The sequence below is a fragment of the Cedecea sp. Ae19-4 genome (assembly GCF_059801165.1).
This window is the reverse complement of sequence record NZ_JBCHWG010000001.1, coordinates 222,928-248,879: the sequence shown is the minus strand read 5'-3', so window position 1 is coordinate 248,879 and position 25,952 is coordinate 222,928. Positions and strand designations below refer to the sequence as shown.

At 55.3% G+C, this 25,952-nt stretch carries 25 protein-coding genes; 5 read left to right on the top strand and 20 right to left on the bottom strand.

Annotated elements, in window-relative coordinates; genetic code table 11:
* Window position 1 precedes the first annotated feature (1 nt).
* The 5 genes from thiL to nrdR all read right to left on the bottom strand — a co-directional run bounded on the left by thiL (window position 2) and on the right by nrdR (window position 3,599).
* The gene (thiL, locus tag AAIE02_RS01120; protein ID WP_336708938.1) at window positions 2-976 is read right to left on the bottom strand and encodes a thiamine-phosphate kinase; all 975 of its coding nucleotides are present in this window, start codon (window positions 974-976) and stop codon (window positions 2-4) included.
* A 63-nt stretch (window positions 977-1,039) separates the two neighbouring features.
* On the bottom strand, window positions 1,040-1,459 hold the full coding sequence (gene nusB / locus AAIE02_RS01115; protein ID WP_008454563.1) for a transcription antitermination factor NusB: 420 nt from the start codon (window positions 1,457-1,459) through the stop codon (window positions 1,040-1,042).
* Window positions 1,460-1,478: 19 nt separating this feature from the next.
* Window positions 1,479-1,949, bottom strand: coding sequence for a 6,7-dimethyl-8-ribityllumazine synthase (gene ribH / locus AAIE02_RS01110; protein ID WP_008454557.1), 471 nt, complete (start codon window positions 1,947-1,949; stop codon window positions 1,479-1,481).
* Window positions 1,950-2,025: 76 nt separating this feature from the next.
* Window positions 2,026-3,144, bottom strand: coding sequence for a bifunctional diaminohydroxyphosphoribosylaminopyrimidine deaminase/5-amino-6-(5-phosphoribosylamino)uracil reductase RibD (gene ribD, locus AAIE02_RS01105; protein ID WP_498531827.1), 1,119 nt, complete (start codon window positions 3,142-3,144; stop codon window positions 2,026-2,028).
* A 5-nt stretch (window positions 3,145-3,149) separates the two neighbouring features.
* Entirely contained in the window at window positions 3,150-3,599 is a 450-nt protein-coding gene (gene nrdR, locus AAIE02_RS01100; protein WP_008454553.1) for a transcriptional regulator NrdR, read from the bottom strand.
* Between the two features lie 153 nt (window positions 3,600-3,752).
* Between nrdR and AAIE02_RS01095 the strand changes: the two genes are divergently transcribed.
* Entirely contained in the window at window positions 3,753-4,313 is a 561-nt protein-coding gene (locus AAIE02_RS01095; protein WP_498531826.1) for a SadB/YajI family lipoprotein, read from the top strand.
* 535 nt (window positions 4,314-4,848) lie between these two features.
* A complete protein-coding gene (locus tag AAIE02_RS01090) occupies window positions 4,849-5,703 on the top strand; it encodes a nucleoside-specific channel-forming protein Tsx (RefSeq protein ID WP_008454549.1) in 855 nt (284 codons plus the stop codon).
* Between the two features lie 41 nt (window positions 5,704-5,744).
* Here the strand turns inward: AAIE02_RS01090 and AAIE02_RS01085 are convergent, their stop codons facing one another.
* From AAIE02_RS01085 to queA, 7 genes are all read right to left on the bottom strand, one after another.
* Entirely contained in the window at window positions 5,745-6,446 is a 702-nt protein-coding gene (locus AAIE02_RS01085) for a helix-turn-helix transcriptional regulator (RefSeq protein WP_034807592.1), read from the bottom strand.
* Between the two features lie 60 nt (window positions 6,447-6,506).
* Entirely contained in the window at window positions 6,507-6,872 is a 366-nt protein-coding gene (locus AAIE02_RS01080; protein ID WP_166994395.1) for a VOC family protein, read from the bottom strand.
* Window positions 6,873-7,004: 132 nt separating this feature from the next.
* The gene (gene secF, locus AAIE02_RS01075) at window positions 7,005-7,976 is read right to left on the bottom strand and encodes a protein translocase subunit SecF (RefSeq protein WP_008454542.1); all 972 of its coding nucleotides are present in this window, start codon (window positions 7,974-7,976) and stop codon (window positions 7,005-7,007) included.
* A 10-nt stretch (window positions 7,977-7,986) separates the two neighbouring features.
* Entirely contained in the window at window positions 7,987-9,834 is a 1,848-nt protein-coding gene (gene secD / locus AAIE02_RS01070; protein ID WP_071842707.1) for a protein translocase subunit SecD, read from the bottom strand.
* A gap of 27 nt (window positions 9,835-9,861) precedes the next feature.
* Window positions 9,862-10,194, bottom strand: coding sequence for a preprotein translocase subunit YajC (yajC, locus tag AAIE02_RS01065; protein ID WP_166866388.1), 333 nt, complete (start codon window positions 10,192-10,194; stop codon window positions 9,862-9,864).
* A gap of 21 nt (window positions 10,195-10,215) precedes the next feature.
* Complete coding sequence (gene tgt, locus AAIE02_RS01060) at window positions 10,216-11,343, bottom strand: tRNA guanosine(34) transglycosylase Tgt (RefSeq protein WP_039290735.1); 1,128 nt, start codon at window positions 11,341-11,343, stop codon at window positions 10,216-10,218.
* 179 nt (window positions 11,344-11,522) lie between these two features.
* Complete coding sequence (queA, locus tag AAIE02_RS01055) at window positions 11,523-12,593, bottom strand: tRNA preQ1(34) S-adenosylmethionine ribosyltransferase-isomerase QueA (protein WP_498531825.1); 1,071 nt, start codon at window positions 12,591-12,593, stop codon at window positions 11,523-11,525.
* Between the two features lie 114 nt (window positions 12,594-12,707).
* On the opposite strand from queA, the gene acpH reads away from it, so the two are divergent.
* Window positions 12,708-13,289: an ACP phosphodiesterase gene (gene acpH, locus AAIE02_RS01050; RefSeq protein ID WP_166994392.1), complete on the top strand. Its 582-nt coding sequence runs from the start codon at window positions 12,708-12,710 to the stop codon at window positions 13,287-13,289.
* A gap of 200 nt (window positions 13,290-13,489) precedes the next feature.
* Entirely contained in the window at window positions 13,490-14,092 is a 603-nt protein-coding gene (locus AAIE02_RS01045) for a peroxiredoxin C (protein ID WP_008454530.1), read from the top strand.
* Between the two features lie 52 nt (window positions 14,093-14,144).
* Here AAIE02_RS01045 and AAIE02_RS01040 read toward each other — a convergent pair whose 3' ends face one another.
* The 3 genes from AAIE02_RS01040 to AAIE02_RS01030 all read right to left on the bottom strand — a co-directional run bounded on the left by AAIE02_RS01040 (window position 14,145) and on the right by AAIE02_RS01030 (window position 17,287).
* Window positions 14,145-16,013, bottom strand: a complete 1,869-nt coding sequence (locus AAIE02_RS01040) for an amidohydrolase (protein ID WP_498531824.1) — start codon at window positions 16,011-16,013, stop codon at window positions 14,145-14,147.
* Window positions 16,014-16,033: 20 nt separating this feature from the next.
* Window positions 16,034-16,579 (bottom strand): antibiotic biosynthesis monooxygenase, encoded by a 546-nt coding sequence (locus AAIE02_RS01035; protein WP_336818501.1) that lies wholly within the window; start codon window positions 16,577-16,579, stop codon window positions 16,034-16,036.
* Between the two features lie 66 nt (window positions 16,580-16,645).
* Window positions 16,646-17,287 carry a hydrolase gene (locus AAIE02_RS01030; RefSeq protein WP_498531823.1) on the bottom strand — a complete coding sequence of 214 codons (642 nt, stop codon included), beginning with the start codon at window positions 17,285-17,287 and terminating at the stop codon, window positions 16,646-16,648.
* 163 nt (window positions 17,288-17,450) lie between these two features.
* On the opposite strand from AAIE02_RS01030, the gene AAIE02_RS01025 reads away from it, so the two are divergent.
* Window positions 17,451-18,368 (top strand): LysR family transcriptional regulator, encoded by a 918-nt coding sequence (locus tag AAIE02_RS01025; RefSeq protein ID WP_336983005.1) that lies wholly within the window; start codon window positions 17,451-17,453, stop codon window positions 18,366-18,368.
* A gap of 24 nt (window positions 18,369-18,392) precedes the next feature.
* Here the strand turns inward: AAIE02_RS01025 and malZ are convergent, their stop codons facing one another.
* The 5 genes from malZ to phoB form a co-directional block, all read right to left on the bottom strand.
* On the bottom strand, window positions 18,393-20,210 hold the full coding sequence (gene malZ / locus AAIE02_RS01020; RefSeq protein WP_336983006.1) for a maltodextrin glucosidase: 1,818 nt from the start codon (window positions 20,208-20,210) through the stop codon (window positions 18,393-18,395).
* A 359-nt stretch (window positions 20,211-20,569) separates the two neighbouring features.
* Window positions 20,570-21,940, bottom strand: a complete 1,371-nt coding sequence (proY, locus tag AAIE02_RS01015; RefSeq protein WP_166994385.1) for a proline-specific permease ProY — start codon at window positions 21,938-21,940, stop codon at window positions 20,570-20,572.
* 72 nt (window positions 21,941-22,012) lie between these two features.
* Window positions 22,013-23,332 carry a branched-chain amino acid transporter carrier protein BrnQ gene (gene brnQ / locus AAIE02_RS01010; RefSeq protein ID WP_008454510.1) on the bottom strand — a complete coding sequence of 440 codons (1,320 nt, stop codon included), beginning with the start codon at window positions 23,330-23,332 and terminating at the stop codon, window positions 22,013-22,015.
* A gap of 425 nt (window positions 23,333-23,757) precedes the next feature.
* Window positions 23,758-25,065, bottom strand: a complete 1,308-nt coding sequence (phoR, locus tag AAIE02_RS01005; RefSeq protein ID WP_008454508.1) for a phosphate regulon sensor histidine kinase PhoR — start codon at window positions 25,063-25,065, stop codon at window positions 23,758-23,760.
* Window positions 25,066-25,087: 22 nt separating this feature from the next.
* Window positions 25,088-25,777 carry a phosphate response regulator transcription factor PhoB gene (phoB, locus tag AAIE02_RS01000; RefSeq protein ID WP_008454506.1) on the bottom strand — a complete coding sequence of 230 codons (690 nt, stop codon included), beginning with the start codon at window positions 25,775-25,777 and terminating at the stop codon, window positions 25,088-25,090.
* Window positions 25,778-25,952: the final 175 nt, after the last annotated feature.

Sequence of the window (25,952 nt, the reverse complement as noted above, 5' to 3'; positions counted from 1 at the left end):
GCTACCAGGAAAAGTGATCGTAACCCTTCATCTCCAGCGTCACCGGCTTCCCTTCACGGGTAAACTGCAGCCCTTCAGAGGAAGAAACAATCTGCCCGATACAGGTATAAGGCACGCCCAGATTGCCGATAGCCACTTCCAGCGCCCCGCGATTTAGCTCCGGCACGGTGAAGCACAGCTCATAGTCTTCGCCGCCGGACATCGCCCATTTCAGCGCCTGCTCTGGTTCAACATGCTCGCGCAACGCTTCGGAATACGGCAGCAAATCGAGATCGATACGTGCCCCGCAGTCGCTGGCCTTCAGGATATGACCGAGATCGGAAATCAACCCGTCTGAAAGATCGATGGCACTGTTGGCCAGATCGCGCAGCGCCTGCCCGTGTAAAACACGCGGCGTTGGGCGCAGGTGCCGCTTAAGCAGATAATCCGCATGCTGTGTATTCGCAACATGCAGGCGCTTCTGCAGAATTGCCAGACCAGCCGCGCTGTCGCCCGGCGTGCCGGTGACATAGATCCAGTCCCCTGCTTTTGCACCGCTGCGCTTCAGCGCCCGGCCAGCCGGGATCATGCCGTGAATACCCAGCGTCAAAGAGAGCGGGCCACGGGTTGTGTCGCCGCCAATCAGCTGCATATCGTAATAATCCAGCTGTTCAAACAGGCTGTCGCTGAATGCCTCCAGCCACGCTTCATCCACTTCCGGGAGCGTGATCGCCAGCGTCAGCCAGGCCGGATCTGCGCCCATTGCGGCCAGATCGCTTAAATTCACCGCCAGCGCTTTGTAGCCCAAATCACGCGGGTCGATATCCGGCAGGAAGTGATTACCGCTCACCAGCGTATCGGTGCTGATCGCCAGCAGTTGTTTTTCGGGTACCGACAGCAACGCACAGTCGTCGCCAATACCGGCTTCCACATCACGACGAGAACTTGTAACGCGATCGAAGTAACGGGCAATCAGGGAAAACTCACCGCATGCCATGCGTGATACCTCAGGAATGTCAGTTGCAGGAAAAAAGAAGGCCGGGAAAACCCGGCCAGGAGATTACTTCTTGTGGGGACGAATAGCGGGAGCAGCTTTGTCGAGAACGCCGTTAACGAACTTATGGCTGTCTTCGGCACCGAAGGTTTTCGCCAGCTCAATCGCTTCGTTGATGGCCACTTTGTACGGCACATCATCACGTTTAGACAGTTCAAACAGCGCAATGCGCAGTACCGCTTTTTCCACCTGGCCCAGCTCTTCAAGCAGACGGGACAGGTAAGGCTTCATCAGCCCATCCAGATACGCGCTGTTGGTAGCCACGCCGCTCAGCAGCTCGCGGAAGTAGACAACGTCAACGTCTTTGACGTCCTGTTCCGCCAGGAACTGGTATTCAACATCAGCGATGTCGTTTTTAGACAACTGCCAGGAGTAGAGCGCCTGGACGGCACACTCACGGGCGCGGCGACGAGCAGCAGGTTTCACGGATTTCCCCTTACAAAAATCAGGCCTTGATGGCTTTCAATACATTAATCATTTCAAGCGCGGTCAGTGCAGCTTCTGCACCTTTGTTACCGGCTTTGGTGCCAGCACGTTCGATGGCTTGTTCAATGCTTTCAGTGGTCAGCACGCCGAAGGCAACGGGAATACCGCTGTCCTGGCCTACGCTTAACAGACCGTTGCTGGCACCGCCGGCAACGTATTCGAAGTGTGCAGTGCCTCCGCGAATCACGGTACCCAGCGCGATAACAGCATCGTATTTACCGGTTTTAGCCAGTGCATCAGCGGCCAGCGGCAGCTCGTAAGCGCCCGGCACCCAAACTACGGTGATGTTTTTGTCTTTCACCTGACCAATGCGTTTCAGGGCGTCGATAGCACCTTCCAGCAGGCTGTCATTGATGAAGTTGTTAAAACGCGCGATGGTGATGGCGACGCGAGCGTCAGGAGTAGCAACAGCAGCTTCAATAATGTTCATAATCTTCCTTTACGGGTTCTGTTTAGCCCCGCAGGGGGGCGGATTTTATCATAATCTTTTCGTGACTGCTTACGTTTTACTGGCGTCCGTAAATGGGCGTCAAATGCAGGCACAAATCGGGGCCAACCTGGCGGACTTCGCTAAAGCTGAACGCCGGCGCATCAGCAAGTTTTTCAAGGCCAGGAAGCTCGCACAAACCGCGGGCATCATTGCCTAATAATTTAGGTGCGACATAGACAATCAGCTCATCCACCAGGCCTGCCTGCAACAGCGCCCCGGCAAGCGTTGCCCCGGCCTCAACCCAGACAGAATTCACCTGGCGTTTGCCAAGCTGCATCATTAACACGACCAAATCAAGATGCCCATTATGTTCAGGCACCAGCAGTTGCTCGACGTCCTCCGGCCAGGATTGTTCATCCGCCTGGCTGCGGGCAAGCCAGGTTTGCCCCGGATTGGCAATAATTTGGTGCTGTGGCGTTACCCGGTTTTGACGATCCAGCACAATGCGAATCGGCTGACGTAAATCCTGTTGGGAATAAATAGCCTGGCTGGCGCTATCCAGCTCATCCCAGCGAACCGTTAATGACGGGTTATCTGCCATTACGGTCGCGTCGCTGGAAAGAATCGCGGCACTTTGCGCACGCTGGCGCTGCACATCGCGACGCGCCTGGGGAGAGGTAATCCATTTACTCTCTCCGCTTGCCATCGCGGTACGGCCGTCCAGCGAAGCACCAAGCTTAAGCTGGATAAATGGAAAACCCGTGCGCATACGCTTGAGGAACCCGCGGTTCAGCGCTTCAGCTTCGTTCATCATCAGGCCGTGGCTGACTTCAATGCCAGCCTGCTGCAAGCGGTAGAGGCCCCGGCCGGCAACCTGCGGGTTAGGATCCTGCATGGCGGCCACCACGCGAGAAACGCCTGCGGCAATCAAGGCATCACAGCACGGTGGCGTGCGGCCATGGTGGCTGCAGGGTTCGAGCGTGACATAGGCCGTTGCGCCCCGGGCCTGTTCGCCTGCCATGCGCAAAGCGTGAACTTCCGCATGAGGTTCACCGGCGCGAAAGTGGAACCCTTCCCCCACAATCTTGCCGTCTTTAACTATCACGCAGCCGACATTCGGGTTCGGTGCAGTGGTAAAACGCCCGCGCTTAGCCAGCTCAAGCGCTCGAGCCATAAACTGTTCATCAAGGGACATCGGCATTAATCCTGTAAACGGGCGATTTCTTCACCAAATTCTTTGATATCTTCAAAGCTACGGTAGACCGAAGCAAAGCGAATATAGGCGACTTTATCCAGCTTTTTGAGCTGCTCCATCACCAGGTTACCGATGAGTTTACTCGGGATTTCGCGTTCGCCGGTTGCTCGAAGGTGCGACTTAATATGGCTGATGGCCATTTCCACGTCGTCAGAATTGACCGGACGTTTTTCCAGCGCTTTCAGGATGCCGCTGCGCAGTTTGTCTTCGTTAAACGGCTCGCGCACCTCATTACTCTTCACCACTCTCGGCATCACCAGCTCCGCAACCTCGAAAGTCGTGAAGCGTTCGTGACAGACCAGACACTGGCGCCGACGGCGCACGGAGGAACCTTCACCCACCAGGCGAGAGTCGATAACTTTGGTGTCCACGGCGAAACAGAATGGGCAATGCATAGCGTTTCCTGCTGGGATTATAAAGATGAACAATAGTTTACCGCGAAGTTGCGGGAGTACAAAGACAGCGCCGACACTGCAACATCAAATATGACTTTTCAAGCGCGAAGAACTACGCTTAAATCAGCGAACCTTAGCAAGGAAAAACTAACCATGACAAAGACTTACTTAAGAATTATCCTGGTTTCAAGCCTGATAAGCCTGACCGCTTGTGCCCAGCAAACTGAAGTGCGTCAGATGCGCAGTCAAATTGGTTCGTTAAATCAGGAAATGACTAAACTTAGCCAGCAAACGGTGAGGCTGACCCAGCAGAATGCCCTGAACGCGAAGTCGACCAGCGGCGTTTATCTGCTACCGGGTTCAAACACGGCAGCGCGCCTCAACAGCCAGATAGGTAACCTGAAAATGTCGCTGACAAACGTTGCGGCTGAAGCCAACGGCACCCGCGCCACGCTGCTGATTCAGGGAGAATCCAACGATCCGCTGCCGGCATTTAGCGGCAAAGTAGAATGGGGGCAGATCCAGGGCACCACCGACAGTTTCCAGGAAGTTAACGTGCAAACGCAGTCCATAGACGCCCCGGCCAGCATTCTCGCCCCAAGCGACGTGTCGATTCCGCTTCGCCTGTCCGGCATCACGCCCGACCAATTAGGGTTTGTGCGCGTTCATGATATCCAGCCAGTTTCTTCCGCACAGCCAGCACCCGCGCAATAATTCTTTCGCCCCCTTGTCCGGCGCTCGCTTCAACCACAGCTTCGCTTCTTACCCTCTCCCTAAAAGGGAGAGGGAATAAATCATCGGCAGTTTTCCCCCTCTCCCTCCGGGAAAGGGCCGGGGTGAGGGCTGAAGTCACCCCACTCATCCGCAAAAATGTGAAAGCAAAAGATGGCTAAGAGACATTTTCCGGCGAGGCGCGCCTGTCACACTCTTTCACACCCCCCGCACAATATGTGAAGCAAACCCCCTGTTATCATCTCGTCTTTATAGTGATCCATATCACACTTACATGTAACAACTGGGCATACGTTTGCGTAATTTGTCGAAGCAGGTACAATCACGCCGTTTTTAATGTGCGCAAACGTGAACGCAATCGATTACGCATATGAGAAGAATGTGAAATAGAACATATTTTTGTGAGCAGGGATTTCTATAATAGTCGCGCTGCAAAGGTCCTTCCCTGAGACCGGCGGCCAGGGATGACATCTCACATCCGCATCGCACCAAAATTACGTAAACAGTGGCTAAAAATATGAAAAAAATTATTCTGGCAGCCGGCACCGTTCTGGCACTTTCCAGCTCTTTCTCTGCCAGCGCAGAAGAAGCAAAAAACAGCGAATACCTCTCCGACTGGTGGCACCAGAGCGTTAACGTTGTCGGCAGCTATCACACCCGTTTCGGGCCGCAGCTGCGCAACGATACCTACCTGGAATATGAAGCGTTCGCCAAAAAAGACTGGTTCGATTTCTACGGCTACGTGGATGCGCCAGTCTTCTTCGGCGGCAACACTCAGGCGAAAGGGATCTGGAACCACGGCTCCCCACTGTTTATGGAAATCGAACCTCGCTTCTCCATCGACAAGCTGACCGGGACCGACCTGAGCTTTGGTCCGTTCAAAGAGTGGTACTTCGCGAACAACTACATTTACGACATGGGTCGTAACCAGGCTAATCGCCAGAGCACCTGGTACATGGGTCTGGGTACCGACATCGATACCGGCCTGCCAATGAGCCTGTCGATGAACGTGTATGCCAAGTACCAGTGGCAGAACTACGGTGCGTCTAACGAAAACGAGTGGGATGGCTACCGCTTCAAGGTGAAATACTTCGTGCCGATTACCTCCCTGTGGGGCGGTAAGCTGAGCTATATCGGTTTCACCAACGTTGACTGGGACTCTGACCTGGGCAACGAGCAGTACCGTACCAATAACTCCGTTGCGTCCAGCCACATCCTGTCGCTGAACTACGATCACCTGCACTACTCCTTCGTGGCCCGTTACTTCCATAACGGCGGCCAGTGGAAAGATGGCGAGCAGCCGTTCTTCATGAACGAACGCGTGAAGTCGACCGGCTTCGGCTACTACGTGGTTGTCGGTTACAACTTCTAATCGCCACCACTTGTAAAAAACCGGCCCGCTGGCCGGTTTTTTTATTTCTCAGGCAGGTAACCTTTGGCCTTCTGAAGGGCAATAAAAGCCTGCAGAGAACGATCGTGTCGCTCCTGAAACACATTTCCTGTTAAATGAATATCCCGGCAGCGATCCAGCCTGAAGCTACGATAATCATTCCGAGCCTCGCACCAGGCCACCAGCAGCCAGACCTCTCCCCAAAATGACAGCCCCAGAGGGTGAATATCCCGCTCCGTCAATTCCCCTTTTTCATCCTCATACAGCAAATGAACAACCTGGCATTTGTCGATGGCGGAATGAAACAGATCGAACCGGGCTTTCACCTGCGGAAACTTGTTAAAATTAGGCGAAATTATACGGCTACGTTCGGCAACCCGACGCTTTTCCGGGGTGAGCACTGCGAGAAGCTTCTCATGCACGGACTCGGCAGATTTCGCCAGCGTTTCTCCGCTCCAGGTTTGCACCATTCTTAACGCCGCAATCACCGCCTCCACCTCTCCGGTCGTCAGCATCAGCGGTGGAAGATCGTACCCGGCCAGCAGGCGATAGCCGCAGCCAGCCTCCCCTTCTATCGGCACGCCGGAGAGAGAAAGATCCTGAATGTCGCGGTAGACAGTCCGCTCTGAGACTTCCAGCCGTTCGGCAAGCTGTGCAGCCGTCGTCAGGCGCCTGCCGCGTAGGATTTGCACTATCTGAAATAATCGATCGGCTCTTCGGCTCATGGATGTTCCGGAAAAAATAAGGCCTGCCCGAGCGGCAGGCTTTAGCGTCAGTATTGAGGCTTAAACAGGCTGATGCAACCCAACGCGATTGCCTTCGCTGTCGATCATTAACGCAATCGTGCCGATATCATAGGGCAGCACCTGAGGACCAAAGTCCAGCCGGCCTCCCGCCATCTCTACCTGCTGTAATGCTTTAACAATATCGGGCGTATAAAGATAAATCACCGCGCCTGTCGCAGAAGGCACAAACCGCTCCCCTTTCACTAAAGAACCACCGGTGGCCGGTTGGTTATACGAAAATACAGCATTCTCCACGCCGGCTATCGTTTCGCGACGAAATTCAGCGTTCAGTACTCGTTGGTAAAAAGCGACCGCTCGCGCCATATCGGTAACGGGGATCTCAAACCAGTTGATAAGTGTGCTCATTGTTTTTCTCCTGTGTTGTCAGTAACCACGAGTCTACTGGCCCCCTCCTGACACCATACTGTCAGGAGAAAAACACCGGACGAAAAAAAACCGCAGCTCGAAGGCTGCGGTTTTATCAAACGCTTAACGCTATTACGGCAGAATAGACGGCTGATCCGCCCCTTCTTTCTCTACCTTTTGCTGCAGCATGTGCTCGCGCTTCATGCCCAGTTTCAACGCCAGCGCAGAGGCTACGTAGATAGAAGACACGGTACCGATGGTGACACCGATAAGCATCGTCAGGGAGAAGCCTTTCAGCAGCGCCCCACCGAACAGATACAGCATCAGGATAACCACTAAGGTGGTACCGGATGTGATCAAGGTCCTTTGCAGCGTCTGGGTCAGGGAGACGTTAAAGATCTCGTAAGGCGTCCCGCGGCGGATCTTGCGGAAGTTTTCACGAATACGGTCCGAAACCACGATGCTGTCGTTCAGCGAGTAGCCGATAACCGACATCAACGACGCGACGATGGTCAGGTCAATCTCAATGTGGAACAGCGACAGCACGCCCATGGTAATTACCACGTCGTGCGCCAGCTTGATAACCACACCGGCAGCCAGACGCCACTCGAAGCGGAACCCAACGTACACCAGAATCGACAGCAGCGCGACCAGCAGCGCCATCGCACCGTTTTGAGCCAGATCCGCACCCACGCTTGGGCCGACAAACTCAATACGCTTCACTGCCGCATTCTGACTGGTCGCTTCGTTAATCACGCTCACAACCTTGCTGCCGAGCACCTGGCCGCCGGTTTCGCCTTTAGCAGGTGGCATGCGCACCATGATGTCACGGCTGCTGCCAAAGTTCTGCACCAGCGGCTCTTCAAAACCCGCCTTCTGCAGCGCGGCGCGCATGGTGTCCAGCTCGGCTGGTTTTTCCAGCCCGATTTCGATAACCGTACCGCCGGTAAAGTCCAGACCCCAGTTGAAGCCTTTCACGCCGATAATCGCGACGGAAAGGATCAGCAGGATACCGGAGATGCCGAAGGCCCAGTTGTCCCAGCGCATAAAGTCATAGACTTTACGGCCGTGGTTCAATTGTTCAACAGTATATTCCTGTGCCACAACGCACTCCTTAGATAGACAGCTTGTTGATGCGTTTGCCGCCGTACAACAGGTTCACGATGGCACGGGTGCCGACGATTGCGGTAAACATCGAGGTCGCAACGCCAATACCGGTGGTAATAGCAAACCCTTTGATCGCCCCGGTGCCCACGGCATACAGGATGATAACTTTGATAAGCGTGGTGATGTTGGCATCGAAAATGGAGCTGAACGCGCCTTTGTAGCCTTCATCAATTGCCTGCTGTACCGAACGTCCGTTTCGCAGTTCTTCTTTGATACGTTCGTTAATCAGTACGTTGGCATCCACCGCTACCGCAAGGGTTAAGACGACACCCGCAATACCCGGCATGGTCAGCGTCGCCCCCGGCAGCAGGGACATGATCCCCACAATCAGCACCAGGTTAGCCAGCAGCGCAGAGGTCGCAATCAGGCCAAACTTCTTATAGAAGAAGACCATGAAGATGATGGAGACCACCAGACCCGCCAGGCACGCTTCCAGGCCCTGCTTGATGTTTTCCAGGCCCAGGGTTGGACCGATGGTACGTTCTTCAACAATCTGAATCGGCGCAATCAGCGCACCAGCACGCAGCAGCAGAGAAAGCTGGCGAGCTTCATTCGGGTTGCTGATCCCGGTGATGCGGAAGCTGTTACCCAGGCGAGACTGAATGTTCGCCACGTTGATAACTTCTTCTTCTTTCATCAGGACGGAACGGCCATTCGCGTCTTTCTTACCGCTGTCCTTGTACTCCACAAAGAGGGTTGCCATCGGCTTGCCGATGTTGTCTTTAGTGAAGTTAGACATGATGTTACCGCCAGCGCTGTCCAGGGAAATGTTTACCTGAGGCTGGTTGTATTCATCCATGCTGGACGTGGAGTCAGTGATGTGGTCCCCGGTCAGAATCACGCGCTTGTACAGCACAACCGGCTGACCTTCGCGAGTCTGCTTCACTTCGGAGTCACCCGGCACGCGGCCAGAGGCTGCCGCAGAGGCATCCACGTTGGTGTTCACCAGACGGAATTCCAGCGTAGCGGTTGCCCCCAGAATTTCTTTGGCACGCGCGGTGTCCTGAATACCCGGCAGCTCAACCACGATACGGTCAGCACCCTGACGCTGCACCAGTGGTTCGGCGACGCCAAGCTGGTTGACACGGTTACGCAGGATATTGATGTTCTGCTGGACCGCGTACTCACGCGCTTCGCTCAGGCGAGCATCGCTCATCACGGCACGCAGCGTATTGCTCCCCTGGTTGGAGAACACCAGATCGCGATGGCGGGAGGAGAGGTAATCTCTTGCTGAGTCGCGCGCGCTTGAATCACGGAAGACGATGTCTACGCCGTAATTGTCGGCTTTACGCACGTTGGTGTAAGCAATGCCCTTGTCACGCAGGTCGCTGCGCAGGCCATCGATATTTTGTTCCTGGAGCTTGCCCAGCGCTGTGTCCATATCGACTTCCATCAGGAAGTGGACGCCGCCGCGCAGGTCAAGGCCGAGCTTCATCGGGTTCGCACCGATAGTCGACATCCAGCGAGGGGTAGCAGGAGCAAGGTTAAGCGCCACGACATAGTTGTCGCCCATCACGCTCATCAACGCTTCACGCGCGCGGAGCTGGGTATCGGTAGAGTCGAAGCGAGCGAGAATAGCGCCCTCTTCCAGCGCCACAGACTTAGCGGTGATATTTTCTTGTTTTAAGGTGTTTTCGACCTGGATCAGCGTTTGTTCACTGGCGGCGGCACCGCGCACGCCAGTTAACTGAACTGCCGGATCCTCACCATACAGGTTGGGAAGCGCATACAGCAGGCCAATCGCCAGTACGGCGATCAGCATGATGTACTTCCACAAAGGATAACGGTTTAACACGTGTAGTTCCCTTAGGGAAAACGAAAATTACAGCGCCTTCATGGTGCCTTTCGGCAGAACGGCAGCTACGAAATCACGTTTGATAACCACTTCGGTGGTATCGTTCAGCGCGATAGCAACATAGCCAGTTTCAGCTACTTTGGTCACGCGGCCAACCAGGCCACCGTTGGTCAGCACTTCATCACCCTTAGAGATGGAGTCCATCAGTTTTTTATGCTCTTTGGTACGCTTTTGCTGCGGACGCAGGATCATAAAATAGAAAATCAGACCAAACACCACCAGCATAAGAATCAAAGAGTACGGGCTACCCTGCGATGGAGCACCTGTTGCAGCTACCGCATCAGAAATGAAAAAGCTCATTAAAATTCCCTCATTATTAAATTAATCAACGTTCAAAGGTGGAACCGGCTTACCTGTCCGCTCGTAAAAATCCGTCACGAAGTGGTCTAATTTACCCTCTTCAATGGCCTGGCGTAAACCAGCCATTAAACGCTGGTAATAGCGCAGGTTATGAATGGTATTAAGACGCGCGCCCAGTATTTCGTTGCAACGGTCAAGATGATGCAAGTAGGCACGTGAATAATTGCGACACGTATAGCAATCACACTCGGCATCGAGCGGGGCGGTGTCATCTTTATGCTTAGCATTGCGGATTTTCACTACGCCGTCCGTCACGAACAGGTGACCGTTACGCGCATTACGAGTTGGCATGACGCAGTCGAACATATCGATACCGCGACGAACCCCTTCAACCAGGTCTTCCGGTTTACCTACGCCCATCAGGTAACGTGGTTTGTCGGCAGGGATTTGCGGGCAAACGTGCTCGAGAATACGGTGCATGTCTTCCTTCGGCTCGCCTACCGCCAGGCCGCCGACAGCGTAGCCATCAAAGCCAATCTCTACCAGACCTTTTACCGAGATATCTCGTAAATCTTCGTAAACACTGCCCTGGATAATGCCAAACAGCGCATTTTTATTTCCAAGGGAATCAAAGCGATCGCGGCTACGCTGCGCCCAACGCAGAGACATTTCCATGGAGCGTTTCGCGTAATCCCAGTCCGCCGGGTACGGCGTACATTCGTCGAAGATCATGACGATATCGGACCCCAGATCGTACTGAATTTCCATGGATTTTTCAGGATCGAGGAAAATAGGATCGCCGTTGATCGGGTTGCGGAAATGTACGCCCGCTTCGGTGATCTTACGGATATCGCCCAGGCTGAATACCTGGAAACCACCGGAGTCCGTCAGGATTGGGCCTTTCCACTGCATAAAATCATGCAGGTCGCCGTGCAGTTTCATGATTTCCTGGCCAGGACGAAGCCATAAATGGAAGGTATTGCCCAGGATAATCTGCGCGCCCGTGGCTTCAACTTCTTCCGGCGTCATCCCTTTCACGGTGCCGTAAGTACCCACCGGCATAAAGGCCGGGGTTTCGACGGTGCCACGTTCAAAGACCAGGCGACCGCGTCGTGCGCGTCCGTCGGTGGTATCTAATTCAAATTTCACATTTCCTCCAGCACCAGAGAAACAGTCTGGTGAGTCAATTAACGCCGTGGGCGGTGCTCACGGCGGAATAAGCGGGGGTGGGTTACCCTCACCCCGGCCCTCTCCCTGGAAGGGAGAGGGAGAATACTTTCTCTGTTACCCAATACTCTCACGGGGGAGAGGGCCAGGGTGAGGGGCAATCACGCCCCCGGGCGTTCGTTTATCGCCTGCGGATTACAGGTAATGAACATCGCATCGCCGTAGCTAAAGAAGCGATATTCCGCTTTCACCGCCTCGTGGTAAGCGTGCATTGTGTTTTTATAACCGGCAAACGCGGAGACCAGCATAATCAGCGTAGACTCCGGCAGGTGGAAGTTCGTCACCAGCGCGTCGATCACTTTGTACTGATAGCCCGGATAGATAAAGATTTGGGTATCGCCGAAGAACGGCTCGATCAGGTCGTTCTGCGCAGCCTGAGCGGCGCTTTCCAGGGAGCGTACCGACGTAGTTCCGACCGCAATAACGCGATTGCCACGCGCTTTACAGGCCAGCACTTCATCCACAACGTCCTGGGGCACTTCGGCATACTCAGAGTGCATGATGTGGTCTTCGATGCTGTCCACGCGCACCGGCTGGAACGTCCCCGCCCCGACGTGCAGCGTGACGAACGCCATATCGACACCTTTATTGCGCAGTTTTTCCAGCAGCGGCTCGTCAAAGTGCAGACCTGCTGTCGGCGCAGCAACCGCCCCCGGCTTCTGGCTATAAACCGTTTGATAAAGCTCGCGGTCGGCTTCTTCATCCGGGCGGTCGATGTACGGTGGCAGCGGCATATGGCCGATGTTATTTAAGATATCCAGTACGGCGCGCTCGTCGTTAAACTCGACCTCAAACAGCGCATCGTGGCGCGCAACCATGGTGGCGTGTACGCTTTCATCATCGCCCAACAGCAGCTCGGCGCCGGGTTTTGGCGCTTTAGAGGCGCGAATATGTGCCAGAATGCGTTTATCATCCAGCATACGCTCGACCAGTACTTCAATTTTCCCGCCGCTGGCTTTACGGCCAAACAGGCGAGCCGGGATTACGCGGGTGTTATTGAACACCAGCAGGTCGCCGGGGTTGAGCTTGTCGAGCAAATCGGTGAAAGTGCCATGCGCCAATGCGCCCGTCGGCCCGTCAAGTGACAGCAAGCGGCAGCTGCTGCGCTCGGCTTGCGGATAATGAGCAATCAGGGATTCAGGCAGTTCAAAGGAAAAATCAGCAACGCGCATGGTATAGCACTCAGACTTAAAAACAGGCGGCTTAGTCTAGTGGCAGGGGGCTTTCCCTGCAACACGTTTACCCTGCTCAGGCCGTTTTAACGCCATAAATGGAATAACTATTCGATGAATTTTCTCGCCCACCTGCATTTGGCACATCTGGCCCAAAGTTCACTGCTGGGAAATTTGCTGGCGGATTTCGTGCGCGGCAGCCCGGACGACAGCTTTTCGCCCGAGGTCGTGGCCGGCATTTATATGCACCGCAGAGTCGATGTCCTGACGGACGGACTGCCGGAGGTGGCTTTAGCCCGCGGCTGGTTCAGCCCAGAGACGCGGCGAGTTTCGCCGATTTCTCTGGATGTCATGTGGGACCACTTCCTGTCGCGCCACTGGCATAAGGTTTGCCCGGATATCGGGCTCGAGGATTTTATCGCCTATGCTCGCGGGCAGATTGTGCCCAGGCTTAACGACACGCCGCCGCGCTTCATTAATCTTAATAACTATTTATGGCGTGAACGCTGGCTGGAGCGTTATCAGGATATGGATTTTATTGCTAACGTTCTCAATGGGATGGCGAGCCGTAGACCAAAACTTGATGCCCTGCGAGCCTCCTGGCACGATCTCGACGCCCATTATGACCAGTTGGAGGAGTTGTTCTGGCAGTTCTACCCACGCATGATGGTGATGGCGGAACAAAAAAGTTTGTGATCGTTCCCGGTTCACGTTAGAACAACTTGCCCTTTTCGAAAAAAGGGCTATCTTGGTTATCGGCATCAAGATATGCGTCTTTTTGATAGCCAAAACCTATCTGATTGATTGGCAAGATGCCATTGAGCTACATGGAATGGAGCCCCTATACTCCCCCCGTTGCGTTAACATTCACTTTAACAAAATTAACAGGAGTACATATGGTCCTGGTTACTCGTCCAGCCCCTGACTTTACCGCTGCTGCCGTTCTGGGCAATGGCGAAATCGTTGAAAACTTCAACTTCAAAAAACACACCAACGGTAAAGCCACCGTTGTGTTCTTCTGGCCGATGGACTTCACCTTCGTTTGCCCGTCTGAACTGATCGCGTTCGACAAGCGTTACGAAGAATTCCAGAAACGTGGCGTAGAAGTCGTTGGTGTATCTTTTGACTCCGAGTTCGTTCACAACGCATGGCGTAAAACCCCGGTTGATAAAGGCGGCATCGGCGAAGTGAAATACGCGATGGTTGCTGATATCAAACGTGAAATCCAGCAAGCCTACGGCATCGAACACCCGGAAGCGGGCGTTGCGCTGCGCGGTTCCTTCCTGATCGACAAAGCCGGTATCGTTCGCCACCAGGTGGTTAACGATCTGCCGCTGGGTCGTAACATCGACGAAATGCTGCGTATGGTTGACGCGCTGCAGTTCCACGAAGAGCACGGCGAAGTGTGCCCGGCTCAGTGGGAAAAAGGGAAAGAAGGCATGAACGCGTCTCCGGACGGCGTTGCTAAGTACCTGAGCGAGAACGTTGCTAAGCTGTAATGGCTAAGCAAGTTCGAAGAAAAGGCCGCGATTGCGGCCTTTTTTGTTTTTGTCAGAAGGCGAAGCAGGAACAGCCCATCATGCCCCAGAACGCCGTCTCATCGCCGACGGGAATCGAGGAATTACGCGCCACATCATGCTGATGCCCGTGGACGTTACAGCTCCCGCAGCACTGATGCACCGATGCCATCATCCCCACTTTTGCCGCCGCTGGTGGCGCGGAGCGGTAATGCCCCGGCACGGTCACCACAGGCGACCAGTCAGGCACAACGGGAATGGCTGGCGGTGCCAGAGGCGTAAAGGCTCCGGTGGCATAAACCACTTTTCCATCCACCACGGTCATCACCGATTCAATACCCTTGATAGCCTCTTCCGGCACGCTGAAGTAGTCCTGAGACAGCACAACCAGGTCAGCCAGTTGCCCCGCCTGAATCCGCCCTTTCTTGCCCTGCTCGTTAGAGAACCAGGCGCTGCCTGCGGTCCATAGCTCAAGGGCGACATCGCGGGACATACGGTTATTCTCGTCGTACATCTGCATACCGCCCACAGTGCGCCCGGACACCAGCCAGTAAAGCGCCGTCCACGGGTTGTAGCTCGCCACGCGCGTGGCGTCGGTGCCTAACCCCACGGGCACACCTGCGGCTAGCATTTTCGCCACCGGCGGCGTTTGTTTCACCGCCTCAATCCCGTAGCGCTCCGCATAGTATTCGCCCTGGAAAGCCATGCGGTGCTGAACCGCAATCCCACCGCCCAGCGCCTTAACCCGGTCGATATTGCGTTCGGTAATCGTCTCTGCATGGTCAAACAGCCAGTGCAGACCGTTGAACGGAATATCGCGATTGACCTTTTCGAACACGTCCAGCATGCGGCTGATGGACTCGTTGTAGGTGGCATGCAGCCGGAACGGCCAGCGGTGTTCAACCAGATGGCGCACCACACGCTCCAGCTCCTGTTCCATGCCGTCCGGCAAATCCGGGCGTGGCTGCAGGAAGTCTTCAAAGTCTGCAGCCGAGAACACCAGCATTTCACCGGCCCCGTTGGCGCGGTAGAAGTCGGTGCCCTGCCCCGGCGTCAGCATGTCGGTCCATTTTTCAAAATCTTCCAGCTCATGCTGAGGGCGCTGGGTAAACAGGTTATAGGCAATGCGCACCGTCATCTGCTTTTTACTGTGCAGCTCGTCGATAACCTGGTAATCCTCAGGGTAGTTCTGGAAACCACCGCCCGCGTCAATCGCGCTGGCCACGCCCAGGCGGTTCAGCTCTCGCATAAACTGCCGCGTTGAGTTCACCTGCATCTCCAGCGGCAGTTTCGGCCCTTTTGCCAGCGTGGAATAAAGGATCATCGCGTTAGGCTTCGCCACCAGCATTCCGGTCGGATTCCCGTTGCCGTCACGGACAATCTCGCCACCCGGCGGGTTTGGCGTCTCTTTGGTATAGCCCACCGCTTTCAGCGCGGCGCGGTTGAGCAAAGCTCTGTCGTACAGATGCAGAACGAATACCGGCGTATCGGGCGCGGCCTCGTTAAGTTCTTCGATGGTAGGCATGCGGCGTTCGGCAAACTGGAACTCTGTCCAGCCCCCCACCACGCGTACCCACTGCGGAGACGGCGTGCGCAGCGCCTGTTCTTTTAGCATGCGCAGGGCATCGGCCAGCGAAGGCACGCCTTCCCAGCGCAGCTCAAGGTTGTAGTTCAGCCCGCCGCGAATCAGGTGCAGGTGCGAATCGTTCAGGCCGGGGATCACCGTGTGGCCTTTCAAATCGACGACCTGGCTACCTTCTCCGGCAAAGCTCATCGCATAGGCGGTGCTGCCCGCCGCCAGAATTTTACCGTCTTTAATCGCTACCGCTTCGGCAAGCGGATTCTCTTTATCCAGCGTGTGAAACTGGCCATGAGTCAAAATCAGTGAGGCATGTTGAGACATAATCAGGGACTCCTGAGAAATCATGCTTTTTTTAGCCAACCGGCAAACAGCTTCGTCACCATCGGCATCCAGAGCCAGACCACCAGCGCTACCACGCAGGCATCGTTAAGCAAGTGCCCGGGAAGCGTGCCGCGTAAACCTGGGAACAACATGCCCGTCACCCACGGCACAAGGTTGGTACTGGGGAAGATAACGAGCAGCGTGATCAGGAACTGCTTCCACTGCGGCGGGCGTTTCACCGTCGCACTTTCCGGGGTAAACCAGAAGGCCGTTTCGGTGTGCACCTGCACTTTGTCGTCATCGGCAAGAGAGGATTTGATCTCTGCCACAAGGCGATGGCGTTCAGGGGAGTCAGTCCAGGCATTGAGATGCTCGAGCGTGTCGAAGCGAATCACCACGTTATAGGTGTCGTTCCCGGCCGTGGGGCGAATAACATGCACCCCAAGGTGACCGGGGAAACGAGCGGCGGTCGGCATGATCTTTTCCAGCCATTGTTCGTAGCGAGCGGCCTCGCCTGGCCGGATTGCGTGGGTGATCACCAGCGTAACGGTATTGTTGTCGGCCATGCCGCAATTCCTGAGTCAAAATGGGGAGGAAAAACGGAGCGGCGAACCCGCCCCGACTGTGATCCATCAGGCTTTACGTTCTGGGGCGCCGTGAACCATCGTATAAGCGTAGTCGACGCCCATGCCATAAGCCCCGCTGTGCTCACGAACCAGGTTCATCACTGCGTCATAAGTTTCTTTGCGTGACCAGTCGCGCTGGTACTCCAGCAGAACCTGCTGCCAGGTCACCGGCACGGCACCGGCCTGCACCATCCGGTCAATGGCGCGTTCGTGGGCATCCACAGAAGTCCCGCCGGAAGTGTCGGTCACCACATACACTTCAAAGCCTTCTTCCAGCGCCATCAGCGCCGGGAAGGTCAGGCACACTTCGGTCCACAGCGCTGAAATAATCAGTTTTTTACGGCCCGTCGCCTTCACCGCCTCAACAAAGGCTTTATCTTCCCAGGAGTTCATGGAAGTACGCTCAATGGGCTTAATGTCAGGATGAACAGCTAATAATTCAGGCCAGATATAGCCGCTGAAGCTTTTGGTTTCGACGGAGGTATAAATCGTCGGCACCTTAAATATTTGGCCCGCCTTTGCCAGCGCCACGGTGTTATTTTTCAGGGTCTGGCGATCGATATTCGCCACGCCGAAAGCCATTTGCGGCTGGTGATCGATAAAAATAAGGGTGGAGTTAGTTGGGTCAATCAGTTCACGAATAGACATTTTATTCCCTCAGCTATCAATGAGTTATTAAGGTATCCATCTCTGGATGACGCCTTTATTTTCTGCATACAGCCGCAGGGTTGATAGCCGGAATTTTCTAACGTCTTATTTAATTTTTTGGTGATAGACTTTTGCAAGGCCAAAGCCCGAACGGATTATCACTATGCGCGTAAATTTAGATGTGCTGCTCATTCTTGATGCCTTAGATAAGCACGGCAGTTTTGCCGCCGCCGCTGAATCGCTGTTTAAAACGCCTGCGGCGCTGAGTTATATGGTGCAGAAGCTAGAAAACGATCTGAATATTAAACTTCTGGATCGCTCAGGCCATCGGGCAAAATTTACCGACACCGGCAGGATTGTGCTGGAAAAAGGGCGGATGGTGCTCAGCGCCGCGAAGGATCTGGAAAGCCAGGCTTTGCGCTCCACCTCCGGCTGGGAAAAAACGCTGACCATTGCGCTGGACGGTTCATTTCCCTTCCACCTGCTGCTGCCGTTGATGGAGGAGTTCTACGCTCTCGACCAGCAAACCACGCTTAATTTTACCCACCATACGCTGGCAGGAGCCTGGGAAGAGCTGACCCACAACGGCGCGAACATTATTCTCGGCGCCATTAACGAGCCGCCGACGTCATCCGAATACGCCTACAAGATGCTGGGCACGCTGGACAACGTGTTTGTCGTCTCCCCCAAGCACGCGCTGGCAAAAGCGGAACATGTGCTTTCCAGTGACGAAGTTTGCCGCCATCGTGCGGCCATCATTGGCGATACGGCACGTTACTGCCAGCCAATCAACACCAATTACATTGAAGAGCAAGAACGCGTGGTGGTGTTCGACTTCCCTAGCAAGGTCGCTATTTTAGTCTCGGGCCTGGCCTGCGGATTTTTACCCCGCCACATCGCCCAGCCACTCCTTAACAGCGGCAAATTAATTGAAAAACCAGTTGTATCGTTCCGCCAGACGGACGTGACCTACATCGGCTGGCATAACCGGGGTGAAGGCCTGGCCGCACGCTGGTGGCGAGAAAAGATCATTGAAGGGGATTTGGTCAACGCCCTTTATCAGCCCCCGGCGGAGAGCTAAACCTCTCCCCGCCGGGTTACCGACCTAAAGACTGCGCCAGACCGCGGCGCTGACGGCAGGCAAGCTCAGCTCGCGGTTATTGAGCGCCGCCTCGCCTTCGATCTGCGTCCAGGCTCTGCCGCTCAGCAAGGCATCCCACGGGAGCGTGGCCTGAACCTCGCTGCCGCGATTGATGGCCACCAGAACACGTTCGTTTTGATAAGCACGCACGAACACGACGACGTCCTGCTCAGCGTAGATGACCCGGCAACCACCGTGACGAAGCGCCCGGCTTTGTTTGCGCAGCTTGCCGAGCCGCTGATAAAGCGCCAGCAGATCTAAATCCTGATCCTGTTTCTGCCACGGGAAAGGCTTGCGGCAGAAAGGATCGTTGTTGCCATCCAGCCCCACCTCATCGCCGTAATAGATACAGGGCACGCCGGGCCAGGCGTACAGCCAGATGACGGCCAGCGGCAAGCGGGCAACATCTTTACCAAGAATCGACTTAAAACGGGCGGTATCGTGGCTGTCGAGCTGGTTAAACATGCGCAGCTGCTGCTGATGGGAAAGTGCCGAGCGGTACTCTTCCATCCATGCTATACAGGTTTGGGCGTCAATATCCTGCGGCTCGTAAGAGATATCGGTGTTTGCCAAAAATCCCCACAGCGGGAAAGTAAAACCGCGATAGTTCATGGCGGCATCTTCGGCATCGGCCTGCAGCCACTGCCGGGCATCGCCAAAGTGCTCGCCGAGGACGTAAGCATTCTGTTTGGTTTCTTTTGCCGCCTGGGTAATGCCGCTGACGTGCAGAAGATTATTTTTCGCCCCGCCTTCCTCTCCCAGCATATGCACTACGTCCAGCCGCCAGCCGTCAATGCCCCAGGGCTCCCGCAGCCAGTGCCGCACAATGCTTTGCTCGCCGCGATAGATCTCATCCACCAGCGTGGCCGAGCGATAATCCAGCTTAGGCAGGCTGGAATAGCCCAACCAGTCCAGCGCCAACCCTTCGTCAGAAAAGCTGTACCAGTCGCGCCACGGAGACTGTGGGTGATGGCAGGCGCCATTCTCACCGTTCTGATGCCTGTCAAACCAGCCGTGCGTATCGCCGCTGTGGTTAAAAACGCCGTCCAGCATCAGCTTCATCCCCTGCCGGCGCGTATTTTCCCTCAGCCGCAGGAAAGCGGCATTACCGCCAAACTGCTCGTCTACCTGCCGGTAATCCTGAGTGTCGTACTTATGCACGCTGGGCGCGGTAAAAATAGGGTTCAGATAAAGTGCCGTCACGCCGAGCTTTTTCAGGTACGGCAGCTTTTCACTGATCCCGTCCAGATCGCCGCCGTAAAACGTCGATCCTCCGGCTTCCCCGGTTAAAGGCTCATGCCACTCCCGGCGGACGATATCCCGCCCGGCCGCATGATGAAAATAAACGTTATCCTGCACCGGCTGGCGATTAGCCCCGCGCGCAAAACGATCCGGGAAGATCTGATAGAACACCTGGTCCTGCACCCAATCCGGGCCGTCATCCGGCGTATCAAAAGCGAACTGTTCCAGCCGGGCCGGCGGCGTTTTTTGGAAGCCCTGAGGTGTGTACCAGCGCTGCCTGTCCTGCCAGAGTAGCTTAAAGCTGTAGCGACGGCGCGGCTGCCCTTCGGCGGTATCGAGGGTGACTTTCCAGGCAACAACGCCCTCAAGGGGAGCCTGTTTCTGGCGCACCATGACCAGAGAAATCTCTTCGTTATCTTTTTCGCCACGCAGAATCACTTTTTCCGGCAGGTCGTCCCCCGCCAGCCACAGGGTAATGACAAGGCTGCGTTCCCGCGTCTGGATAAACGGCGCCACCGGCAGGTGCCAGGCATTCAACATAGTAACTTTCCCATCGCTTAAAAATGACGCCACCTTGCCACAGCATAAGGCTTTATCACTCATCATTCCGGGTTAATTTGGGGGAGGACAGGAGGGGTGGAGACGGGAGAAATTATTCCCCTCACCCCGGCCCTCTCCCCAAAGGGGCGAGGGGGGGAAAACGAATGAGGAGAACACTATTTATTCCCTATCCCTGCCAGGCAAAAGGAAATGAGGCAGCAGAGAACGCTATTAATTCCCTCGCCCTCACAGGCAAAAGGAAAAGCAGTACCAGAGAACGCTATTAATTCCCTCGCCCTTCCAGGGAGAGGGTCAGGGTGAGGGTAAAACCAGATACCGCGTTCTAACCGAATCAGCCACTACACTGGCAACGACTGCGCCTTAACCCGGCGCTTAACAACCCAGCCAATAAGCAGCAGCGCAATCCAGCCGCAGCCCACGTACAGCGAAATACGGGTATCCGGGTGGTAACCAATCAGCCCGATAATAAACACCAGGAACACCAGGCCCACGACGGTCGTCGCTACGCCACCGGGGATCGGGAATTTCAGCGCTTTCGCCTCTTCCGGCGACAGGCGGCGGCGGAAGGCAATCTGCGACAGCAGGATCATTATCCAGACCCAAACGGTGGCGAACGTTGCCAGCGACGCAATCACCAGGAAGACGTTTTCCGGCATGATGTAGTTCAGGTAAACCGCCAGCAGCAGCGCGCAGGCCATCACCACAACGGTGACCCACGGAATACCGTTGCGGGAAGTCCTGGCGAAGATTTTAGGCGCGCTACCCTGCTCGGCCATGCCGTGCAGCATGCGGCCCACGCCAAACACATCGCTGTTAATCGCCGAGAGCGAAGCTGTGATAACCACAAAGTTCAGAATACCGGCTGCAGCGGTAATGCCCATATGCTGGAAGGTCATCACAAACGGACTGCCTTCGGTGCCCACCTGGTTCCAGGGATAAATGGACATGATGACAAACAGCGTCCCCACGTAGAACACCAGAATACGCAGCGGCACGGAGTTTATTGCGCGCGGAATGGATTTCTGCGGATCTTTCGCTTCGCCTGCGGTGATGCCGATAATCTCAATCCCGCCGTAGGCAAACATCACCATCTGCAGAGACATGATCATGCCCAGCCAGCCGTTGCTGAAGAAGCCACCGTTGCTCCACAGGTTGTGGATACCGGTCGCCTGGCCGCCGTTGCCAATCCCCCACACGATAATGCCGATCCCGGCAATAATCATGATGATGATGGTGGCGACTTTAAAGAATGAGAACCAGAACTCCAGCTCGCCGAACACCTTCACGCTCATCAGGTTGATGGCGCAGATAATCAGCACCACACTCAGCACCCAGACCCAGTGCGGCACCGCCGGGAACCAGATACCCATGTAGATCCCGAACGCGGTCACGTCGGCGATGGCAACAATCAAAATCTCAAAGCAGTAGGTCCAGCCGGTAATATAGCCAGCCAGCGGCCCAAGGTTGTCCTGAGCATAGCGAGAAAACGAGCTGGCAGCGGGATTGTGCACCGACATTTCGCCCAGCGCGCGCATAATAATATAGGCCGCCACGCCGCCGATGATATACGCCAGCAGAACGCTCGGCCCCGCCATTTTGATGGCGTCCGCCGAACCGTAAAACAGCCCTGTGCCAATCGCCGACCCCAGCGCCATAAATCGAATGTGCCGGGTGCTCAAACCGCGCTTGAGCTTGTTGGTGTTTTCCATGAATCCAGGTTCCACGCTTTACAATAAAAAAACCACGGAGGACGACTCCGTGGTTACTTAGCAATCAAAAAATTAGTGGGCGGCGGAGGTGACCTGACGCCCCGCTGCTTTGTCCCAGATAGCGGTGATCACCACCATCGCAACGGTCGGCAGCAGCCAGGCAAGTCCCTGATCCGCCAGCGGCAGTTTCGCCGCCCAGCCAGGCAGCATGTCGCTGATGGCCGATGCCTTAATGCCGTCAATCATACCAAACAGCAGGCTTATCAGCATCGCCGGGGCAATAACGCGGGTGGAGTTGTTCCACCACGGACGGGTGAAGCTCAGCACCACCAGGGCAATACAAGGTGGATAGATTGCCGTCAGTACCGGGATCGAAATCTGAATCAGGTGGCTCAGGCCCAGGTTAGATACCACCATCGAGAACAGGCCGAGGATAAACACCAGCGAGCGGTAAGAGAGCGGCAGATACTGGCTAAAGAACTCCGCGCAGGCACAGGTCAGGCCCACGGCGGTAACCAGACAAGCCAGGAAGATCAGCGCCGCCAGGAAGAAGCTACCGGCCCCGCCAAAGGTATGCGCCACATAAGCGTGCAGAATAGCCGCGCCGTTGGCTTTCTGATCGACCAGGTTCGCGCTATCGGAACCGAGGTGGAACAGTGCCAGGTAGATAACCGTCAGGCCGATACCGGCAATCAGGCCAGCCCAAATCGTGTAGCGGGTCAGCAGGCGAGATTCGGTCACACCGCGAGAGCGCGCGGCATTCACGATAACAATCCCGAACACCAGCGAAGCCAGCGTGTCCATCGTCAGGTAGCCGTTCACGAAGCCGTTAGAAAACGCCGCGTTCTGGTAGGCTTCAGTCGCCGTGCTCAGGCCACCGGCTGGCCACAGCACCGCCCCGGCCGCCAGGATCAGCAGCGCGATGATTTTCACCGGCGCCAGCACGTGGCCCACGGTGTCCAGCAGCTTACCCGGATAAAGAGAAATCCCGATCACCAGCGCAAAGTACACCAGGCTGTAAATAAACAGCGGCATATCGCCCATACCGGTCAGCGGAGCAATTCCCACTTCAAAGGAAACGGTGGTGGTACGCGGCGTGGCAAACAGCGGCCCTACGGCCAGGTAGCAGACGGTCGCCAGCAAAATACCGGCGCGGCGGCCAATCGGCGAGCTAAGGCTGTCAATACCGCCGCCGACGCGGGCAATCGCCACGATAGTCAGAACGGGTAAACCTACCGCCGTGACCAGGAAGCCAAGCGCCGCCGTCCAGACGTGCTCGCCAGCCTGTAAGCCAACCATAGGAGGGAAAATAATGTTGCCCGCGCCGACAAACAGCGCAAAGGTCATAAAGCCCAGAGCGATGATGTCACGAGATTTCAAATGATAGGTCATAAAATAAAGCAGCCTGTGGATGTGTGGTGTTGAAAATGCTCAAATTTTTAAACCGACGTTCAGTCCAAATAACGTTCGGTAAAAACGCGGTTATTACCGGTAACGACAGCGGAATATGCTTCTCCGGATCGGTGGCGAAGAATAGTTAGTCGAATTACCACGCAATTTCAGTCGGTCTGGTAATAACAGGGGGGCAATTAAAACGCTTATAGCGTTTGAAGACAAGAAGGGATCGGGAAACCAGAAATATATCCTTTAAAAATACGCATAACCAGTGAATAAAGTTGATTATACGCTTTTGTTATGGCTTATCATGCGGACAAAAAAGCATCAATTCGATATTCATCTCTTAACGAGTGGTGAAAATACAAACAAAAAGGCCAGAAAACTGGCCTGTGGAAAGTGTACTTGACGGTTGCGGTGAATTAATGTGCAGCCACCGCTGACTCAGGAGCGATTAAGCGCTCGGGCAGGATGAACGAAAACGTCGAGCCCTGCCCCGGTACGCTTTCGATATCCAGCCGCGCATCATGATGGCTAAGGGCATGCTTCACGATGGCCAGCCCAAGCCCGCTGCCTCCGGTCTGCCGGGAACGCGCTTTGTCTACTCGGTAGAAACGCTCCGTCAGGCGCGGAATGTGCTCGGCGGAGATCCCCGGCCCGGTATCCTTAACGCTGAACGCTACGCCGTGAGGCAGCCTGCGCCAGGTGACGGTGATGTGCGTCCCGGCAGGCGTGTGATTCACCGCGTTATACACCAGGTTAGAGATCGCGCTGCGCAGCTGCTCTTCGTTACCGTAAACCTGCAGCCCTGGCTCAACGTTAAAAGTGAGCGTTTGCTTCTGCTGGCTCAACGTCTGCGCCTCTCGTTCCACCACGCGCAGCATCAGCGGCACGTCGATTTTCTCATTCATCGACAGCGTGGGCGCGGCTTCGATGCGCGACAGCGTTAACAATTGCCTCACCAGCCCTTCCATGCGTGAAGTTTGCTCGCGCATGGTATGCAGGGCTTTATCCCGCAACGGCCCTTCCAGAGCCTGATCCTGCATCATCTCCAGGTAACCCTGTAACACGGTCAGCGGCGTGCGCAGCTCATGGCTAACGTTGGCAAAGAAATTGCGGCGAGCGCCTTCAAGCTGGTGCATCTGCGTGACGTCTCGCGCCACCATCAGCCACTGCCCGTCGGCGTAGGGCATCACGCGGAACTCAAGATGACGGCCATTGTTGAGTATCAGCGTCAGCGGGCGACCAAACTGCTGCTTCGCCACGTATTGTGAGAATTCAGGGTAACGCAGCAGGTTGAGGATATTTTGGCCGCTGTCGTCAGGCCAGCGCAGGCCAAGCAGCTGTTGCGCCAGGCCGTTACACCAAAAAATGGTGCCTTCTTCGGTGGTCAGCACCACCGCATCGGGCAGCGATTCGGCTCCGCTTCGGAAGCGTTTGATCAGGTTGCCCAACTCTTTGCGGCGCTTTTTATTACGCAGCTGCATCTGGTGCAGCCCGTACAGCAGAGGTTCCCAGCTTCCCCGCCCGGGCGGCGGGGTCATGCTGCGGTCAACCCACAGCCACCAGGAAAGACGAAGTAAATTCCAGAAATGCCAGCTTAACAGGGCGGTCACCGCCGCCAGTAAAAACCACGGCAGGTGGCCAAAAATCAATCCGAGAATTGCCGCTGGCATACAACAGAGCACCAGCTCCAGTACCAGCCTTTTCCATGACAGCCGTTCCAGCACGCGTCACGCTCCTGTCAGCATATTAAAAACGGGTTGAAAAACGATAACCCGTGCCGCGAACTGTTTGCACCATTTTGTCATGACCACTTGTTTCCAACGCTTTACGCAGGCGACGAATATGCACGTCTACGGTACGGTCTTCAACGTAAACGTTCGTTCCCCACACGTTATTGAGCAGCTGTTCACGGCTGTAAACGCGCTCCGGGTGGGTCATAAAGAAGTGTAACAGCTTAAATTCAGTTGGCCCCATGTCGAGCGGATCTTCGCCGGTCATCACGCGGTGTGAGGACGGGTCCAGGCTCAGCCCCTGCATCTCAATCACTTCTTCCACCGCCATCGGGGAAATACGGCGCATCACCGCTTTAATACGCGCCACCAGCTCTTTAGGCGAGAACGGCTTAGTGATGTAATCATCGGCACCGACTTCAAGGCCACGCACGCGATCTTCTTCTTCGCCACGCGCGGTCAGCATCATCACCGGAATTTCGCGGGTCAGCGCTTCACGTTTCAGGTGCTTGATAAACTGGATCCCGGAACCGCCTGGCAGCATCCAGTCCAGCAGGATCAGGTCGGGGAAAGGTTCAATCAGCAGGTTAACCGCGCTGTCATAATCTTCCGCCTCTACCGACTGGAAGCCATTTTGCTCGAGCACAAAGCTCACCATTTCACGAATCGGAGCTTCATCTTCTACGACTAAAATGCGTCTCGCCATGATTTACCCTGTTGAAAAGAGACCATCTCTTATTAATTGTGCGCCAGTATGCGTCAGATTTGTGACAGATTTATGAAAAAGATGACGGCAAGATATTTCACCTTTTTGAATTATGACAGCCATGGATTTTTACTGGCGGTTACGCTGCCAGCTCAATAGCTTATAATCGGTAATT